The sequence below is a fragment of the Erwinia sp. BNK-24-b genome, assembly GCF_047456155.1.
GTDB classification, from domain to species: domain Bacteria; phylum Pseudomonadota; class Gammaproteobacteria; order Enterobacterales; family Enterobacteriaceae; genus Erwinia; species Erwinia phyllosphaerae.
This window is the reverse complement of the sequence record NZ_CP179901.1, coordinates 3590525-3607685: the sequence shown is the minus strand read 5'-3', so window position 1 is coordinate 3607685 and position 17161 is coordinate 3590525. Positions and strand designations below refer to the sequence as shown.

20 protein-coding genes and 1 tRNA gene are annotated in these 17161 nt (G+C 53.2%); 20 read left to right on the top strand and 1 reads right to left on the bottom strand.

Going from position 1 to position 17161, the window contains the following annotated elements; all coding sequences use genetic code 11:
* Positions 1-82 precede the first annotated feature (82 nt).
* From proB to ACMGGR_RS16545, 12 genes are all read left to right on the top strand, one after another.
* Positions 83-1186 (top strand): glutamate 5-kinase, encoded by a 1104-nt coding sequence (gene proB, locus ACMGGR_RS16600; protein ID WP_414147368.1) that lies wholly within the window; start codon positions 83-85, stop codon positions 1184-1186.
* Between the two features lie 10 nt (positions 1187-1196).
* Complete coding sequence (gene proA, locus ACMGGR_RS16595) at positions 1197-2450, top strand: glutamate-5-semialdehyde dehydrogenase (RefSeq protein ID WP_414147367.1); 1254 nt, start codon at positions 1197-1199, stop codon at positions 2448-2450.
* 357 nt (positions 2451-2807) lie between these two features.
* Positions 2808-3539 (top strand): helix-turn-helix transcriptional regulator, encoded by a 732-nt coding sequence (locus ACMGGR_RS16590; RefSeq protein ID WP_246758331.1) that lies wholly within the window; start codon positions 2808-2810, stop codon positions 3537-3539.
* 138 nt (positions 3540-3677) lie between these two features.
* The gene (locus ACMGGR_RS16585; protein WP_414147366.1) at positions 3678-4238 is read left to right on the top strand and encodes a hypothetical protein; all 561 of its coding nucleotides are present in this window, start codon (positions 3678-3680) and stop codon (positions 4236-4238) included.
* Positions 4239-4465: 227 nt separating this feature from the next.
* Complete coding sequence (locus ACMGGR_RS16580; protein WP_246758332.1) at positions 4466-4933, top strand: hypothetical protein; 468 nt, start codon at positions 4466-4468, stop codon at positions 4931-4933.
* The gene (locus ACMGGR_RS16575) at positions 4930-5277 is read left to right on the top strand and encodes a hypothetical protein (protein WP_414147365.1); all 348 of its coding nucleotides are present in this window, start codon (positions 4930-4932) and stop codon (positions 5275-5277) included. Before ACMGGR_RS16580 ends, ACMGGR_RS16575 begins: the two co-directional genes overlap by 4 nt.
* Positions 5274-5567 (top strand): hypothetical protein, encoded by a 294-nt coding sequence (locus ACMGGR_RS16570; protein WP_414147364.1) that lies wholly within the window; start codon positions 5274-5276, stop codon positions 5565-5567. Before ACMGGR_RS16575 ends, ACMGGR_RS16570 begins: the two co-directional genes overlap by 4 nt.
* A 223-nt stretch (positions 5568-5790) precedes the next feature.
* Positions 5791-7542 (top strand): amylovoran biosynthesis protein AmsF, encoded by a 1752-nt coding sequence (locus tag ACMGGR_RS16565; protein WP_414147363.1) that lies wholly within the window; start codon positions 5791-5793, stop codon positions 7540-7542.
* A 159-nt stretch (positions 7543-7701) separates the two neighbouring features.
* Positions 7702-7777: transfer RNA gene (locus tag ACMGGR_RS16560), tRNA-Thr, on the top strand.
* A 164-nt stretch (positions 7778-7941) separates the two neighbouring features.
* Complete coding sequence (locus tag ACMGGR_RS16555) at positions 7942-9126, top strand: tyrosine-type recombinase/integrase (protein WP_414147362.1); 1185 nt, start codon at positions 7942-7944, stop codon at positions 9124-9126.
* Positions 9127-9957 (top strand): hypothetical protein, encoded by an 831-nt coding sequence (locus ACMGGR_RS16550; protein ID WP_414147361.1) that lies wholly within the window; start codon positions 9127-9129, stop codon positions 9955-9957. It abuts the gene before it with no gap.
* A 118-nt stretch (positions 9958-10075) separates the two neighbouring features.
* The gene (locus ACMGGR_RS16545) at positions 10076-10351 is read left to right on the top strand and encodes a helix-turn-helix transcriptional regulator (RefSeq protein ID WP_414147360.1); all 276 of its coding nucleotides are present in this window, start codon (positions 10076-10078) and stop codon (positions 10349-10351) included.
* A 47-nt stretch (positions 10352-10398) separates the two neighbouring features.
* On the opposite strand, the gene ACMGGR_RS16540 is transcribed toward ACMGGR_RS16545, so the two are convergent.
* Positions 10399-10572, bottom strand: coding sequence for a hypothetical protein (locus ACMGGR_RS16540; protein ID WP_346456286.1), 174 nt, complete (start codon positions 10570-10572; stop codon positions 10399-10401).
* A 130-nt stretch (positions 10573-10702) separates the two neighbouring features.
* Between ACMGGR_RS16540 and ACMGGR_RS16535 the strand changes: the two genes are divergently transcribed.
* The 8 genes from ACMGGR_RS16535 to ACMGGR_RS16500 all read left to right on the top strand — a co-directional run bounded on the left by ACMGGR_RS16535 (position 10703) and on the right by ACMGGR_RS16500 (position 17130).
* On the top strand, positions 10703-10882 hold the full coding sequence (locus ACMGGR_RS16535; RefSeq protein ID WP_414147359.1) for a host cell division inhibitor Icd-like protein: 180 nt from the start codon (positions 10703-10705) through the stop codon (positions 10880-10882).
* The gene (locus ACMGGR_RS16530) at positions 10875-11231 is read left to right on the top strand and encodes a hypothetical protein (protein WP_414147358.1); all 357 of its coding nucleotides are present in this window, start codon (positions 10875-10877) and stop codon (positions 11229-11231) included. The genes ACMGGR_RS16535 and ACMGGR_RS16530 overlap by 8 nt, the downstream gene beginning before the upstream one ends.
* A 31-nt stretch (positions 11232-11262) precedes the next feature.
* Entirely contained in the window at positions 11263-11541 is a 279-nt protein-coding gene (locus tag ACMGGR_RS16525) for a hypothetical protein (RefSeq protein WP_137764774.1), read from the top strand.
* Entirely contained in the window at positions 11538-11912 is a 375-nt protein-coding gene (locus ACMGGR_RS16520) for a DUF5375 family protein (RefSeq protein WP_414147357.1), read from the top strand. The genes ACMGGR_RS16525 and ACMGGR_RS16520 overlap by 4 nt, the downstream gene beginning before the upstream one ends.
* 9 nt (positions 11913-11921) lie before the next feature.
* Positions 11922-14585: a DUF927 domain-containing protein gene (locus ACMGGR_RS16515; RefSeq protein ID WP_414147356.1), complete on the top strand. Its 2664-nt coding sequence runs from the start codon at positions 11922-11924 to the stop codon at positions 14583-14585.
* A gap of 369 nt (positions 14586-14954) precedes the next feature.
* Positions 14955-15671: a hypothetical protein gene (locus tag ACMGGR_RS16510; RefSeq protein WP_414147355.1), complete on the top strand. Its 717-nt coding sequence runs from the start codon at positions 14955-14957 to the stop codon at positions 15669-15671.
* On the top strand, positions 15668-15913 hold the full coding sequence (locus ACMGGR_RS16505) for an ogr/Delta-like zinc finger family protein (RefSeq protein ID WP_414147354.1): 246 nt from the start codon (positions 15668-15670) through the stop codon (positions 15911-15913). Before ACMGGR_RS16510 ends, ACMGGR_RS16505 begins: the two co-directional genes overlap by 4 nt.
* A gap of 200 nt (positions 15914-16113) precedes the next feature.
* Positions 16114-17130, top strand: coding sequence for a hypothetical protein (locus tag ACMGGR_RS16500; RefSeq protein WP_414147353.1), 1017 nt, complete (start codon positions 16114-16116; stop codon positions 17128-17130).
* Positions 17131-17161 lie beyond the last annotated feature (31 nt).

Sequence of the window (17161 nt, the reverse complement as noted above, 5' to 3'; positions counted from 1 at the left end):
TTTTCGGGCAGCGGCTGTTGGCATCCGGGGTGACACCTGATAAAAAGTCTCCTTCTATTAATAATTGCTATGGCAGGAAACAATGAGCAGCAGCCAGACCCTGGTCGTCAAACTGGGGACCAGCGTATTAACCGGCGGATCGCGTCGGCTGAACCGGGCACATATTGTCGAGCTGGTGCGTCAGTGCGCGCAGCAGCATGCGGCAGGCCACCGGATTGTGATCGTCACTTCAGGCGCAATGGCCGCCGGACGTGAACATCTGGGCTACCCGGAACTGCCGCCGACCATCGCCTCAAAGCAGCTGCTGGCTGCGGTGGGGCAGAGCCGGTTAATTCAGCTGTGGGAACAGCTGTTCTCTATTTACGGCATTCATATCGGGCAGATGCTGCTGACGCGTGCCGATCTGGAAGACCGCGAGCGCTTTTTAAACGCGCGCGATACGCTGCGGGCGCTTCTGGATAACCATATCGTTCCGGTTATTAACGAAAACGACGCGGTAGCCACGGCGGAAATCAAGGTAGGCGACAATGACAACCTTTCCTCGCTGGCCGCTATTCTGGCCGGTGCAGACAAGCTGCTGCTGTTGACCGATCAGCCCGGATTGTTTACCGCCGATCCGCGCAGTAATCCGCAGGCCGAACTTATTAGCGATGTACACAGCATTGACGATGCGCTGCGCGCGCTGGCCGGTGACAGCGTTTCCGGTCTGGGAACCGGGGGAATGGCGACCAAGCTCCAGGCGGCGGACGTCGCCTGTCGTGCGGGTATTGATACCATTATTGCCGCCGGCAGCCGTGCTGGCGTCATTGGCGACGTGATTGACGGCAAGCCGGTCGGAACACGTTTTCACGCGCTGCAAACGCCGCTGGAAAATCGGAAACGCTGGATTTTTGGCGCACCGCCAGCCGGAGAATTAACGGTAGATGACGGCGCGCTGGTGGCTATTCTGGAGCGCGGCAGTTCCCTTTTACCGAAGGGCATTCGCACCATTACCGGCAATTTTTCGCGCGGTGAAGTTATCCGCATTCGTAGCCTGGAAGGGCGCGATGTGGCGCATGGCGTCTCCCGCTATAACAGCGATGCGATGCGGATGATTGCTGGCCATCACTCGCAGCAAATCAGCGAGATTTTAGGCTATGAGTATGGCCCGGTCGCGATTCACCGTGACGACATGATTGTCAGTTAAGGAGCAGCAGATGCTTGAAGAAATGGGTAAAGCGGCGCGTGCCGCGTCATATCAACTGGCGACGCTCTCCGCGCCGCAAAAAAATGCGGTGCTGCTGACCATTGCCGGACTGCTTGAGGCGGAAAGCGGGGCGATCCTGGCGGCTAACGAGCTGGATCTGGCCGATGCGCGGCAAAATAATATGAGCGCCGCGCTGCTGGACAGGCTGACGCTGACGCCGGAGCGGTTAAAAGCGATCGCCGATGACGTCCGTCAGGTATGCAGCCTGGCCGATCCGGTCGGCCAGCTGATTGATGGCGGCCAGCTCAACAGCGGCCTGCGCATCGAGCGTCGTCGCGTGCCGCTGGGCGTTGTCGGTGTAATTTACGAAGCACGTCCTAACGTTACCGTTGATGTTGCTACTCTTTGCCTGAAAACCGGTAACGCGGCAATCCTGCGTGGCGGTAAAGAAACTTTCCGTACCAACAGCGCAACGGTGCGCGTTATCCAGCAGGCGCTGCAGCAGCATAGCTTGCCCACTGCGGCGGTGCAGGCAATTGAAAATCCCGATCGTGAACTGGTTAACCAATTGCTGAAGCTGGATCGCTATGTCGATATGTTGATCCCACGAGGCGGCGCAGGTTTACATAAGCTTTGCCGTGAACAGTCGACGATCCCGGTGATCACCGGCGGGATCGGCGTTTGCCATCTTTTTGTCGATGAAAGCATGGATATTGACGCCGCGCTGGAGGTGATCGTTAACGCCAAGAAGCAGCGCCCAAGCGCCTGTAACTCGCTGGAAACGCTGCTGGTGCATCAGGCTATCGCGCCGCGCTTTTTACCGGCCTTTAGCGCCCGCATGGCCCAGGAAAATATTCCGCTACATGCCGAGGCCCAACTGCTGTCGCAGCTGAAAAGCGGTCCGGCCAGCGTGGTTGAACTGGCCGATGGCGATCTTGACGATGAGTGGCTGACGCTGGATTTGAACGTTTGTCTGGTAGATAACCTTGACGAAGCGGTGGCGCATATTCGCCAGCACGGTACCCAACATTCCGATGGCATCCTGACGCGCAGCATTGAAAATGCGCAACGCTTCGTCAGCCAGGTCGACTCAGCGGCGGTTTACGTTAACGCCAGCACCCGTTTTACCGATGGCGGCCAGTTCGGTTTGGGCGCGGAAGTTGCCGTCAGTACCCAGAAGCTCCACGCGCGCGGCCCAATGGGGCTGGAGGCGCTGACTACCTGGAAATGGATAGCCTGGGGCGATGATTCCCTGCGCGCATAGTTTCCTTCCGCTTAATAAACGGGCGCCCAAAGGGGCGCCTTTTTTTATCTCCGTTTTTTTTCGGACCACTTATTTTCGCTGATTTTGCTCTTCTGCCATCTTTATATGGTCCGAATGGTGTCAGAAAGAGCCAGAAAGGCGCGCCGTACCCGCAGGCTGACAAAAGCAGCATAAAAAACGTACTGCATTCATTTTTGATGGCAATCGTTCCTGGCACCGGGCAACGCAAGGGAGATTATGATTATCAGGAATGCTTTACAAAAGCTGTTGGGTAGTAAACAAACGGTAATATAAAATGAACTGGTAGCAAAAATGAAAATAACATTAAGTGTTTTTCCTATGGCAGATTATTAACTAATGGTTAAAAAAGAAAGTACGAAACAAGCTTTTACTGCCAGGCTGATTGCCGCTTGCGATAGCGCGGGGTTTATCGGACACGGACGTAATAAACAGATTACGAAAGCGCTGCAGCAGGAGGGGTGTAAAATCTCCGCGCCGGGAGTGTGGAAATGGTTTAACGCACAGTCAATTCCCGATAATGCCAACCTGCTGGCATTAAGCGAACTGTTGGGGGTTCGCGTTGAATGGTTGCAGTACGGCATGGAGAAGTCGGCCGTTTCGTCCGGGCTGACTTCGCTGCCGCTGCATCAGGGCGTATTTCGTATTGAAAGTCTGGATATTGGACAGAAAACCGCCAGCGGCCTGCACACTCGCGACGAATTTGTCGAGACGATTCAGGCTATCGAGTATGACCTCGATGAGGCGAGGGTTCTGTTCAACGGTCGCCCGGCAGAAAATCTTCGCTTAATCGCTATCAACAGCGACTCTATGGCGGGCACTTTTGCGCCCCGCGATCAGCTGTTTGTCGACATCAGTATCCGCATGTTCGACGGTGACGGTATCTACCTCTTTACGCTGGATAACCAGCTCTACCTTAAACGCCTTCAGCTGCAGCATAAGAAAATTGCTGTCATTTCAGATAATAAACGCTATGAAACCTGGTATCTTACGCACGATGAGGCGGCAGAGATGCAGGTGCACGCCAAAGTGATTATGAGCCAGTCTCGCGACTACCAACTGCTGGGTTAACCGGCCCGCCGTGCCTTTCCATCTGCGGGTCAGTAAAAAAATAAATGGCAGTAATTCAAAAATTTAACCAGCAGTAAATAAAAAATTAACCATCAGTGTTTGATAAAGCATAAGAACCTGTTAATAATTTGATCATGGATGAAACACATTGACCCACACGGATGTACCGCTCTTAAACAATTGAGGCGCTGCACAAGCGCGACACAAACCATCCGAAAGCAAATAAGGCTTTGGGATGGGGTGGATGCGCAGATTGCAGCGTCTTCAGATGCCTGCTCCCCTCAATCGTCACTCCTCTCCTGGCTGTTTTTACAGCCGGGCGGGGTAGGTGTGATTGTGGCAGGATACTCTGTGGCTCTTCGGGCAACCGAAAGCATGCGCATCCGCCTCATCGCCAAAGACTCATTCACAGGAGGAGTTATGGCGATCATTCACTACGGTAAGTCAGTGTTTGTTGGTAATGCGCGTACTCGTCGCCATCGGCGGCGCCAGTCTCACAATCATCTCAAATGCAGTATGGATAATGCGTTTACAACCGAACAGGAGACCCTTACGTTACGCAACGCTGAACGGATTTGTCAGCGACAGGTTATTTCTCGTGTCGACCGTGCAGTGACCTCACCCGGTCAACGAATTATCGATCAGGCAAGTTTCGATAACTGCTGTTTACCATTGGTTCACCTTTACGCCATTCGTTAAACATTGGTCCTGGTAACGCCTTCAGGCGTAACACTATTCCTTGTTACTTCCATTTCTCACTGGAACATCTTTCTTTTTCTCATTCTTCAGTCTGACTTCATTGTCACGGCAGTGACGCTGTCCTTATTAACGGGACTGATCAGCAGTGTTTATGTTTTCTTTCGTCTTTTTAGGCCATTTAGCCATATGGCGTTTTCGTATGTCTGTTGATTTAAATGAGGAAATGTATGAGCCAAATCATCGCTATTTTAAATTTTGAGGAAGGCTACGTGGAGTCTCCCTATCTGGATACTCAGGGCTTTCCGGCGGTGGCGGGAGGGATTCGTATTGGGCCACAGGGCGCGTCATTGAGTAATTATCACTTTCTTATGCCTCGTTTAGTGGGCGATACCTGGAAGCTGTGCATTCTGGAAAGCAAACTGCAAGAAATGAAGAAATATGACCTTATCAGCCAGGCGCTGAAGAAATGCAACCGCGCCCGCAGCGACGTGCTTTACAGCATGGCCTGCCAGCCTGGCATTGAAAATCTGGCACAGTTTAAAGAGATGCTGAAGTTAATCGCTCAGGAGGATTTTCATGGGGCGGCCAAAGCAATGTTCGACAGCGCATGGGCGCAGAACAATAAAGGCCGGGCACGGCGTCATGCCGAGGTCATGCGTACTGGCAATTACGATATCTACAGGGGATTAATATGAAATGGATGCTGTTTCTTACCGCTGTTTTACTGGCGATTATTATTTTGCTGCTTTTGCAGCGCTTTACCACGCTGCAGTTTGTTGCGCACGCCAAATTGTTATTTAAAACCTGGTCGGTCTGGCTGGCTTCGCTTGGTTCAGCGCTCAGCGCCTGGGCGCAATCTTTTCCTCAGTCTGCCCTCGATGCCTGGAACGGCATGCCGGAAGACATCAAAGGTTTCTTGCCGCATAACTTTCTCGGCATGCTCGGCGCTTTTATGGTGGCGATGGGGGTGATGGCGCAATTTGTACGGCAGAAATCACTGGCACAGCAAAAGGATGCATTAGAAGGAAAAACAAAATGACTTTCATCAACACACTGATTGGCGGCGGCTGGCACTGGCTGGCCGCGCTGGGGGCATTGGTCGTTGCGGTTGGCGCCAGCTATTTCGGCGGTAAAAAAATCGGCAAAGTGCAGCAAAAAGCCAAATCCGATACTGAAAGCGCCCAGAAAGAGGTTGCTCAGGCCGCCGCCGTTGCACAACAGCAGCAGCAAAATCAACAGGAGGCGAAACGTGTCGTACAAATTAATAGCAATCTTGATGACGCTGCCGCTCGCGATAAGCTGCAGCAGTCAAAACACAACCAGCCGTAAGCCGGTTATCAGCGACTCGGCCTGTACTCTGTTAGCACCCATTACTACCCACGGCAACGATGCAAAACTTTTAGATATTCGCACCGTAAAAGCCATCACTACCCACAACGAAACCTGGGATCTGCTTTGTCAAAAGACCCCGACTCCCTGATTTATCTTTACCGTCAAAAAGCTCTGCTGCGCAGGGCTTTTTTTATGCCTGAGTATTCCTGAGGAGGAATCTATGATTGATGTAAACAGCTTTGCTGACCTGCGCACCACCGCACCGACCAAAACGGGTGATACGGCTTATCTGAAACGCTGGAGTGCGAACGATGGTAATTTCCGCGGCGGCGGTCAATTTGTTGGCTATCTGACTACCCCTTCGGTCACTGACGATAACGGGACTATCGCCGTTGGCACCAATTTTTACTGGAAGCGTATTATTGATAATCCGGAGAATATTAATATTCTCCACTTTGGCGCAGTAGGTGACGGCTATGCTGATGATACCGAGCCTTTTAAACGTATGCTGGCGTGGACGCTGAAATATAACTCGAATATTCGCGATCTGCCGGTGCGTTTGCCGGGCGGTAAGTTCCTGATTAAGCCTATTGATATCAGCGCAACTGAATACGGTTTCTTTGGGGTTGTTGGCGATGATGTGGATTTGGGATCTATTCCTCGCACCATCATCATCTCTGACAAAAGTACCTCTACCGTTTTCAAAGTGAATGCGCGCCGCACACTGTTTAAAGGTATTCAGTGGGATGGTCAGGCAACTGCCAATACCACCACCAACACGGCTGCTATTACTGCGACCATGTTGAATAATACCCAACCCTTCTTTGAGAACATTATTACCGCGGGCCAGACGGTAAACATTTACTGCTTCCGTGCACAGTATACCGGCGGTACGGTGTTCAAACTGCAGGATACGCTCGACAGTAAGTTTGACCAAATCTATACCGTTTCAACCTATAGCCGCGTCTTTGATGTGGGCTGGTCGGATACCGCCAGCGGCTCCTGGGACCACTCTACGGCCATTGAGCTGAGCAACGCCAACTTCCAGACCGGTTACGGCGACGCCACTCTTTATATGCCGCGTATGACTCAGGGGATTATTCGTAACGTCTGGATAGAACATACCCGTTTCCCTGGCGACCTGTCAGATGGCGGCTGGACTATCGATACGCTGAATATCGAAGGTTGTAGTAATCCAATGGTGCTGGATAACTGCCGCATGATGGTACGTCAGTTAAATCTGCAGGCGGGCGCAGCCATCTCGACCAACCTGACTTCTACAGGACGCTGGCTCTCTACGTTTGAGTATGGCTATCGCCGTGATGAGAACTTCGGTTCCTATCTTTCTGGCTCGCTAAAAGCTGGCTATTACAGCGGTCACAAAATCACTAACACCACTGCGACCGACAACTGGTACAAAGTGGGGCAATTCTTCTTCCCTAAAGCTAATCAGCAATGGGTGATGGAGATGATCGGTAAAGCCGATACCACGGCGCCATCCAGTACGGCGGCCAGCCCAATCACTTCTCCAGGGAGCGGTAGAACCATCATCAATATGGAGCGTGGTGATACGGTGTGGGTAGAGGCTTATCACATGGGAACGCCAGCGGTGCTGGATATTCGCTATACGCGTGTAGGCACAACCTATGTGGCTATCTACGTGAAACTGGCGGCGAACAGCGGCGATACCATGTTTAACCTGGAAACCACAGGACCAACGCGTTTTGAGTCTGGTTCCTGTTCTTTGTTCCAGCCTGACTTCTCGGTCGTTACAGATACCAGCACTTTGGGCACGCTGAAACCTCAGGCGCGCTTTGGGCTGCACAACGGACTGGCGGGTATCGGTGCGAATGAGAAAGGTGTATTGACCCTGGCAACGGCGGCCGGGACACCAACAAATAAAACAACGCCGACTGGATTTGTACTGGTGAATATCAATGGTACGGATCACAAGATCCCTTACTACGATTGATTCCAGTATAATTTTTGGCGAGGCTGCGGCCTCGCCTTTTTTTGCCTTGCACATCGTCCGGGTGAAAAATTGCTGAGAAAACCGTCACCTGAGCTGGCAGGCTCTTGACTCTCTCCACGCTTTTTCCTACTTTATATCCCCGCAGGACTTCTCTTCAAAGCCGATATAGCTCAGTTGGTAGAGCAGCGCATTCGTAATGCGAAGGTCGTAGGTTCGACTCCTATTATCGGCACCAGCCTAAAGTATTCTCAAGCCCATTCAAATCAACAAAATCCTTTTAAAACAACAAATTTACTGTAGTCTCAGTCATTTGAGGTCAACTGGAATCTATTGAAATCAACCTGCCTTTGGGGGCACAATCAGGGGCATCCTCTGTTCGGTTCAGGAAATGTGCCCCCAATGATGCTAAATGCGCGAAAGGTCGACGCTGCTAGAGCAAAAGAAAAAAGTTACAAGCTCTCTGATGGCGGTGGCCTCTATTTACAGATTGAGCCTAACGGTTCTCGGTACTGGCGTATGAAATACCGTTTTGCAGGCAAGGAAAAGCGTCTGTCTTTCGGTGTTTATCCTACCGTTACGCTAGCCGATGCCAGAGCGAAACGAGAAGAGGCTAAAAAGCTTCTCGCCGCACAAGAAGATCCTGGTGAGGTGAAGAAAGCCAAAAAGCTGGCTCTACGTGCTGAAAACCAGATAACCGATCCTTTTCAGGATGTGGCGTTGGAATGGCATCGAGCAAAGTTACCAAGATGGTCAGAGGGTTATGCTTCCGACATCATGGAGGCTTTTAAAAAGGATATTTTCCCTTATATCGGCCAACGACCAATAGCTGATATCAAGCCCCTCGAACTACTTGATGTGCTCAAGCTTATCGAGAATAGGGGAGCGACAGAAAAGGCCAAAAAAGTACGTCAGCGCTGTGGCGAGGTGTTCCGTTATGCCATTGTGACTGGTCGCGCTATCTATAATCCAGCACCAGATCTTGCCAGTGCCATGCAAGGACATGAAGCCGTTCACTACCCCTTCCTTAAGGCTAATGAACTCTCCGAATTTTTCTTTGAGCTGGATGCTTATACAGGTAGTCCTGTTGTATTGCTTGGTGCTTACTTGCTTATCCATACAGGATTGCGCACAGGTGAATTACGCGCAGCCGAATGGCGTGAGGTGGATTTTAAAAATTCGATTTGGGAGATACCAAAAGAGCGTATGAAGATGCGGCGATCGCATATTATACCCTTGTCAAAACAGGTTATAGACTATCTTATTGAGCTTAAAGAATTAACCGGCGCATATCCATTGATGTTCCCGGGGCGTAATGACACGCGAAAATGCATGAGCGAAGCGAGTATCAACCAGATATTCAAACGGATCGGATACAGTGGGCGCGTCACTGGTCATGGTTTTAGACATACGATGAGTACTATCTTGCATGAGCAAGGCTTTAATACTGCATGGATTGAAACACAGCTTGCACACTTGGATAAAAATAGTATTCGTGGCATTTACAACCATGCTCAATATTTTGATGGGAGAAAGGAAATGATGCAATGGTATTCGGATTATTTATCAGGGTTAAAGGCAGTTTGAATGGATTTTTTAAAAATAAAGAATACCGACTCACTTTTGCGCGATTACTATCAATTGGATGAAGCAGCAAAAATACTAGGTTGTGACGTAAAAGATCTTCTATGGTTTGCTCGTCATAAAAACGTAGAGATTTGCATGGAATTTTATGATGACGATCTTGATGTCTCTAGCGGTTTAAGAGCTGACATTGATAACGAAGATTTGATAAAGAAACTTCACTCCTTAGAGAGGGATGATAACGGATACTATACTCTATCTGAACATTCTGCACTACGAATTAAAAATGATAGCGATAATTTCGATGATTATGGCTTTTTAAAATGCTATTTAAAAGGCTACTTTGCCTTGGATGCCGAGTATAAAGATGTGCTAATAAAACATGAAGGGCAACCAGATGAATGGCCAGAGTATTTTATTATTTCCGGTAGCACCACGCTTGATTTTCCTGTGAAATTTTATGTTAATTACGACGAGCGAGAAAATTATTTTTTGATGGATACTTTATGGATTGCTAAAAACCAAATTGGTAATTTTTTAAATGCTGTTATAGAAAATAAAAAACCTAAAAATACAGAGAAAAACTATAAATCACAATCCGATGCTCAGAAACAAAAGCATGCCGTTCCTCGTACAGAAATCCTTATGGCTGTAATTTCACTATTCCATCGTGATATGAAGCTACGCAGAGAAAGTCCGGCAGCGATAGCCGAACATCTTTTTTCACATGCTACTGATTTTTGGCCGGAAAAAGGGGATCCGCCACTAAGCTATGAGACAGTGGTTAGCCTTCTGCGGAGCTGTCTGAAAAAAGACGGGTTAACATTTAAGTAACAATTTTGGCGACTAATAGAAATTTCAATAAAATCTTTTAGTCGCATTTTAGCCTTTACTTCCCTGTGATTAAATTCTTCGTATTGAAGCCAGTAGACATGACATTACGGAGAAAGATATGCCCCTATCCCCTGACACTTTGATTAGCCAGCGCCCGCCTATGGATGCTTTAATTGACATGAAGTTCATTACTGCTGACTGTCTTTTAAGTGATAAATGGATTTATCGGCTTATTTCTTTAAATCGCTTTCCACGGCCCATTAAAATCGGTCGTATGTCTCGCTGGCGTGTTGCTGATTATTATGGATGGCGCGATGGTCATGAAGTTAAATCAGCTCAGCAATACGATTGCATGCGAAATAAAGCTAAAAGACTACAGCAAGGTATGAGTTGAGCGGCTCATGATAAAGCCGCAAAATGTTTTGCGTGAGTTTGCGCTACTTATCCTTTAGCGTTAATACCACGTGACTGTAGCTCTTTACGCAAAACACGCTTTATCCATGAGGCAAGCGCGGTATCACCGTCTTTGCGCATTTCAGTTTCTAACTGCTGGCGAAACTCATCGGTTAAGCGCATCTGGAAAGGAGGAGAACGTTTCTCTTGTGGTGTTGACATGGTAATTACCCTAATCTATGATGACCTACATGGTAATTACCATTGTAGTTGCCTGAAACTGAAAAGACAATGCCCGCTTGTGCTGCAACACATAACGGGCATCTAACCAAATATGCTTAGGAACAATAAAATGGCTACATCAAAGTGTACCTGGATCTTCGCCGCAATCAACCGTGCGCAGCGCTCCTGCCGCCCGGTGATGCTGCGGGTAACCGCAAACGACGAGCGCAGCGCCCGCCGTCGTCTGGCCGCCGATTACGTGCTGTTTTTTGCCGGTCGTCTGCCATGCCCGGGAGGTCGTCATGCGTGAATATCCGCAACCCGGCGAGCGCTGGCAGCATAAGCAGGGCTGGACGGTCTGCATTATCTGCCTGACCGCAGCGCCCTTTGCCGTGGCGGCCGCCAGCCCGGCGTTCAGCCACGAGGTGCTCTATCGCCACGACAGCGACGGCCAGCTGACGTCCGGCCCGCTGGCGTGGTTTGAGGCGTTCTATCAGCGTATCGCGGCGGCACCGCGCAGGCTGACCGACGCTACCGGCGGGAAAGGCGGCTCCGGCCCCCTGTCCCTGCATCCGTCCGTGACGCTTGTTCGCCAGCGTACCGCCGACGTCAGCCCACGCCCGACACCGGGCGCAGACCACTATTCGCGCTTTCTGTAAGCCGTAACCGCATTCAGTAACGGAGTTATCCATGAACACATCAAACGGGCAGCATGCTGCTCAGGGCCGCCCCTTGCCGTTAAACCGCCGTTTCTACGCTTACGGCCTGCCGGAAGACGCATTCGAGAAGCTGGAGCGGGCCAAAGACGCCTGCGACCTGCTGCAACAGCTGTTTGCGCAGCACCCGCAGAACGACGGCCTGCCGTTCGGCGGCAGCGTGCCGGGCGTGGCCGCGCTGATGGACTACCTGTACGCCGACCTGAAAGAGGTGGCGCGCCACTGCGCTCCGCTGACGGAGGCAAAGGTATGAGCCATCACGTATCGGTTTTCCCGGCGGAGCTGACCACCGCCCTGTACCGTCGCGCCATCGCTTCCGCCTGGCGGGAAAAGGTGCAGGCCGACACCGGCAGCGAAATTCTGGGGCCGCATAAGCTGTCGGTGGAGCGCATCGAAATGGCCGTGGCCCTGCACATTGAAAGCGTGATGGTGAACGAGTACGGCGAGGCCCGGGGCGCGGCCGCCGCGCTGGCGCTCATGAGCGATATGGTCAGGCCGGAGCTGCTGACCGCGCCGCCGGTACTCACGGCGCGCGGCGTGCAGGTGATGACGGAGCTGTATCAGGTATTACCGGCGGCCTTCGATGATTTTTGCGATACCGGCATTTCGCTGTACGACCGGTAAGGGAGAGTTATGACGGTGACACAGATTGCCACGGCCGCACGAGGCCGCTGGCCGGTTATTCTGCCGCTGCTGGGTATTACGGTGCCGGACAACGGCCGGCACGGCCCCTGCCCGCACTGCGGCGGAGAAGACCGCTTTCGCTTTGACGATATGGAGGGGCGCGGGACGTGGATTTGCAGCCACTGCGGCAACGGCGACGGCCTCGACCTGGTCAAACGGGTCACGGGCGACGGCGTGAAGAAGGCGGCGCAGGCCGTGGCGCAGGTGCTGGCGTTCCGCGACGTGCAGGACGTGCCGGTTAAGCCTGCCAGGGAAAAAGCCCCGAAGCGCGACATGACCGCCACGGTGAACGCGCTGCTGGCAGCAGGCCACACCGGCGAGAGCGACTATCTTGGCGCTAAGGGCTTTACCGGGCATCCGGTGACGCTGACCGGCCAGGCGCAGCGCATCAGCGGCACGACGTTCCCGGCGGGTTCGGTGCTGCTGCCGCTGGTGACCCCGGACGGCGCGGTCACCGGCGCGCAGCTGATAGCGCCCGGCGGGGAAAAAAGCCTGCTGCCGGGCAGCACCATGAAGGGCGCGTTCGTGACGCTCGCCCCGCTGCCCGCAGAGCCGCCGGTGCAGGCGGTGATTACCGAAGGCTGGGCCACGGCGCTGACCGTGAGCCAGCTGACCGCCGGGTACGTGGTGGCGGCCGTGGCGGCCGGGAACCTGCCGAACGTGGCGCAGGCGCTGCGCGCCCGCTGGCCGGAGGTGAAAATTATCCTCGCCGGGGACAACGACTTTCAGGACGGCGGCGAGAATCCCGGCAAGGCGTTTGCAGAAAAGGCGGCAAAGGCGGTGGGCGGCTGGGTGACGCTGCCGCCGGGCGAAATTCGCGCCGACTGGAACGACTTTCACCGCCAGCACGGCGTGACCCGCGCCCGCGAAGCCTTCCGTAACGGTCTGGTGATGTGCGGTGAGGGCCGCACGCGTCTGCCGCAGGGGTTCCGGCTGACGCAGGATTACCTCTGGTATGAAAAGCAGGTGCAGCGCAACGGCGAGACGGAAATCCAGAACGTGAAAATCTGCAACCCGCTGCGCGTCACCGCCATTACCTGCGACGCCGACGGCGGCAACTTTGGCCGCCTGCTGGAGTGGGAGGACACCTGGGGCGAGCGGCGTAAATGGGCGATGCCGATGGAGATGCTCAGCGGCAGTGGCGAGGAGCTGCGCCGGGTACTGCTGGTTAACGGCCTGTCGTATATCAGCACCACCGGCGAGGCCCGCGCCCGGCTGATGGAGTACATCTCGCTGTGCAAGCCGGAGCGGCGCGTTACCTGCGTGAGCCGTACCGGCTGGCACGGACAGGTTTACGTCCTTCAGGACGAGGTGAACGGCGAGGACGCGGAGGGCGTCATTCTCCAGACCACCTCGGTGCAGGGGCGCGACTTCCGGGTGGCGGGCACGACCGAAGAGTGGCGCGAGCACGTCTCCCGCTACTGCACCGGGAATTCCCGCGTCGCCTTTGCGGTGAGCCTGGCCTTTGCCGCGCCGCTGCTGCGCCTGATTGGCATGGACGGCGGCGGCTATCATCTGAAGGGCGAATCCACCGACGGCAAGACCACCACCATGAAGGCGGCCACCTCGGTATGCGGCGGCCCGGACTACTGGCAGACGTGGCGGGCGACCGGCAACTCGCTGGAAGGCTCCGCCAGCCGCCGCAACGACGCGGCGATGATGCTCGATGAAATTCGCGAGGTGGACGGGCGCGAGGCGGGCAACATTGCCTATATGCTGGCAAACGGCCAGGGCAAGGGCCGGGCCGGAACCGACGGCGAGCTGCGCACCCGTAAGCAGTGGCGGCTGTTGTTCCTCTCCACGGGCGAGCTGTCCCTGACGGAGCACGCCGCAAAGGCGGGCGAGCGCACCTTCGCCGGGATGGAGGTCAGGATGATACAGATACCCAGCGACTCCGGTAAGTTCGGCGTGTTTGAGGAGCTGCACGGCTTTGAGAGCGGCAAGGCGCTGGCGGAGCATCTGGAATGGGCCACCGCCAGCTACTACGGCTCGCCGTTCCGCGAGTGGCTGAAGGCGCTGACCGCCGACCTCAACGGGCTGACGGCGCAGGCCAAGGCGCTGATGAAGGAGTACACCGCCGCGCTGGCCCCGCAGGACGCGGGCAATCAGGTGGGTCGTGCGGTCAACCGCTTTGCCCTGGTGGCGATGGCCGGGGAGCTGGCGACGCGCATGGGTATCACCGGCTGGCCGGAGGGCGAAGCGCTACGGGCAACGCGGGTCTGCCTGAATGCCTGGCTGAAAGACCGGGGACACACGGCCAACCAGGAAGACATGGCCGCGCTGGAGCAGGTGCGCACCTTCTTCACCGCCAACCAGTACAGCCGCTTCGCCGACTGGCACGACGAGCGCAACCGTCCCGGCAACATGGTGGGCTGGCGCAGGGTGGAAAAAGGCAACGCCGCGCAGGGCCGTGAAACGGTGACCACCTTCTACGTGATGCCGTCGGGCTGGAAGGAAATCTGCCGGGGCTTTGACCCGCGCAAGGTGGCCCGGCTCTGTGCGGACAAGGGTTACCTGCTGGCGGCCAACGACGGCAAGCTACAGACCAGCATTCGCCCGCCAGAGATGAACGTGCGCAGGCTCTACGTCTTTAACAGCGAGGTACCGGGTTAACGGTGCGCGAGTCTTATTTATCAAGGGTAACAGAGGTAACAGGTGTAACAACCGCGTCATCCGGGCGCTGGCGCTGTTACACCGCATAAAAGCAAAAGGGTAACAGGTGTAACACCGCATCTGTTACCCGCTGTAACCCCTGTTGTTACACAGAGAAATTTACTGAAAGTCCATTTAAAACAGTGATGTAACCCGTGTTACCCCTGTTACACCCCGCTGCCGACAGAGACGCAGGCGACACGCCCTTCCGGGCCTTTTTCCTGGCGGGCCACCGGGTTTGTTTGCTGAGCCATGAGCAGACGGGGAGAGCAGGCGTTGTCCGCTGGGCCACGGCAGAATACAAACATCCTTTACAGAGAGAAAATTATCATGAGCGAGAATAAAAGCCCCGCCGTCATTCGCCTGACCGAAGCCAGAAACGAACATACCGCGCAGATGATGAAAATCAACGACATCACCGCCGCCATTGCCCGCAGCAAGAAAGAGCGCGAGGCGGCCATCGAGAACGGGAAAGAAGCGGAAACGAACTGGCGCACCCGCTTTCGCAGCCTGCGCGGCAACCTTACCGACGAGCTGAGGGCACAGCACAGCCAGCGCATCGTCAGCCGCGAGCTGGCCGAAGAGTTCACCGGCCTGATTGAGGAGCTGGAGTTTGAGCACGAGGGGGAGATGATAAAGGCCGTACAGACCGGCCACGCCTACGTTAACGCACACAACGCGGCTTTTACGCAGTATGTGGAGGGCCAGTGGGAGGCCGCCATGCGCAACCTCAGCCCGACGCTGGTACGCGCCGTGCGCCTTAAGCTGCTGTCGCTCCGGCTCAACGACCGGGGACGCCATACCGACCCGCTTCACCAGGAGCCGGAAGTCATACTCGCCCGCGAGGTCGGTAAGGTGCTGGCCGATAAGGCGGAGGCCGCGCGGCTGGATATGGATGCAGAGCCGGTCTTGTCGGAAATTGGCGTTTATCGCCCGGCGCTGACCGGCGTGGATATGAAGCTGCATAACAGTCCGGCATCCATTCACAAACTGGTATACGAGCGTAAAGAGAAGCTTGAGAAACAGCAGAAGGAGAGCCAGGCATGATGCACTGCCCGTACTGCAAAAGCCCGGCGCACGCCAAATCGAGCCGCTACATGTCCGAACAGGTTAAGGAACGTTATCATCAGTGCACGAATTTGGACTGCTCGTGCGCGTTCAAGACCAGCGAAAGTATTACCCGGGTAATCACCGCGCCACCGCAGCCCGAAGTCTGCGAGGCTCCACTCCCGCCGCCTCAACGCCAGTCACAGACGCTGGGCCGCTACGGAAGCGCTTTCCGACACTGACCCAAAACCGCACTTACTCCCTGCCATCCGGCAGGGATTTTTTTTTGCGCAAAGCTAAAGATTTTCTGTACATTGACGAGTATAAATAGTGATGCATGCAAGAGCTGCATGGTTTTGCATGTAAAAGATGCGTGTCAGAAGCACGAACGGGGCCAGTACCGGTGCGGCCGGAGCCTGTGCATGCAGCTGCATGAAAAGCGATGCACAAAGCGGGCAGGCGTGGCGGGGATAGCATTGCGCGCATAGGCCTAGAAGCTCGAAACTACAACAAAGGAAAAATGATGAAGGTGAATTACTTTTCTTACTCAATTGACGATGCTTCAACTGGTCATTCAGCTTTTGAAAACATATCCTCTATAGTTGATCATTATTGCGAGCATCAAAATAAAAACCTGCTGGCGAAAGATCATAAACTAAAAAAATTATATTTAGCTAAACCCTTAATGCATGCTAACGTTTTTTATCTTATGACTCCAGCTCCATTAGGGGGGTTTAAAGCTGTAGATAGGCTGCAAGGTGTAATTAAAGATTTGGTCTCTGTCTTAGGGGCTGATAGCCTTGAGAAAGTAGCATATGTATATCTTGATCCTAAATTCCCTATTATTGGATTCGCTTCAGGGCGCGGATGTGCTGATATAGACGACTTGTGCTTTTTTATTAATGAAGTGATTAATGATAAGAAAAGTAAGAAAAGGTATGCTATTGATTTGAAGCCAATCAGGAACAAAGTAATGAAAGGGGATGCAAGTAACTTTAAACTCATTACTAGTGCAAGGGTTCGGCTTGAAAGTAATAAAGCAAAGGGGATTTTAGGCGGTTTCCTTGGTAAAAGCCCTTCGGACAACATGGTTGTTGAGGTGATTGTTAAACGAACGGATAGAAAAGAAAATATTAAAGAGTTTATATCACCCCTTTTAGATTCTCTTGCAGATGAAAACGATAAAAGTTATGCAGAAGTATACCTAAAAGCTAAGGCTGACGAATTTCAATCAAATGTAAAAGAGTATATGCTAGATTCAAGCGGTGTGATGTTTGACTTCCTAAATCCGAATTTAAAGACAACAATGGAAGAGCAAATTGTTGGAAAAAGATACAAAAATCAGGAGGTGGTAGAAGCAATGAATGGGATTGTATCCTCTTTTTCTGACAGAGTGAAGGCTTCCTTCAACGATTCAGATTGGGATGAAATGAAAGAAGCTGACTTCCACAAGAGCTAGCGAAGGTTTATGAAAATTACAGCGAGGCAAA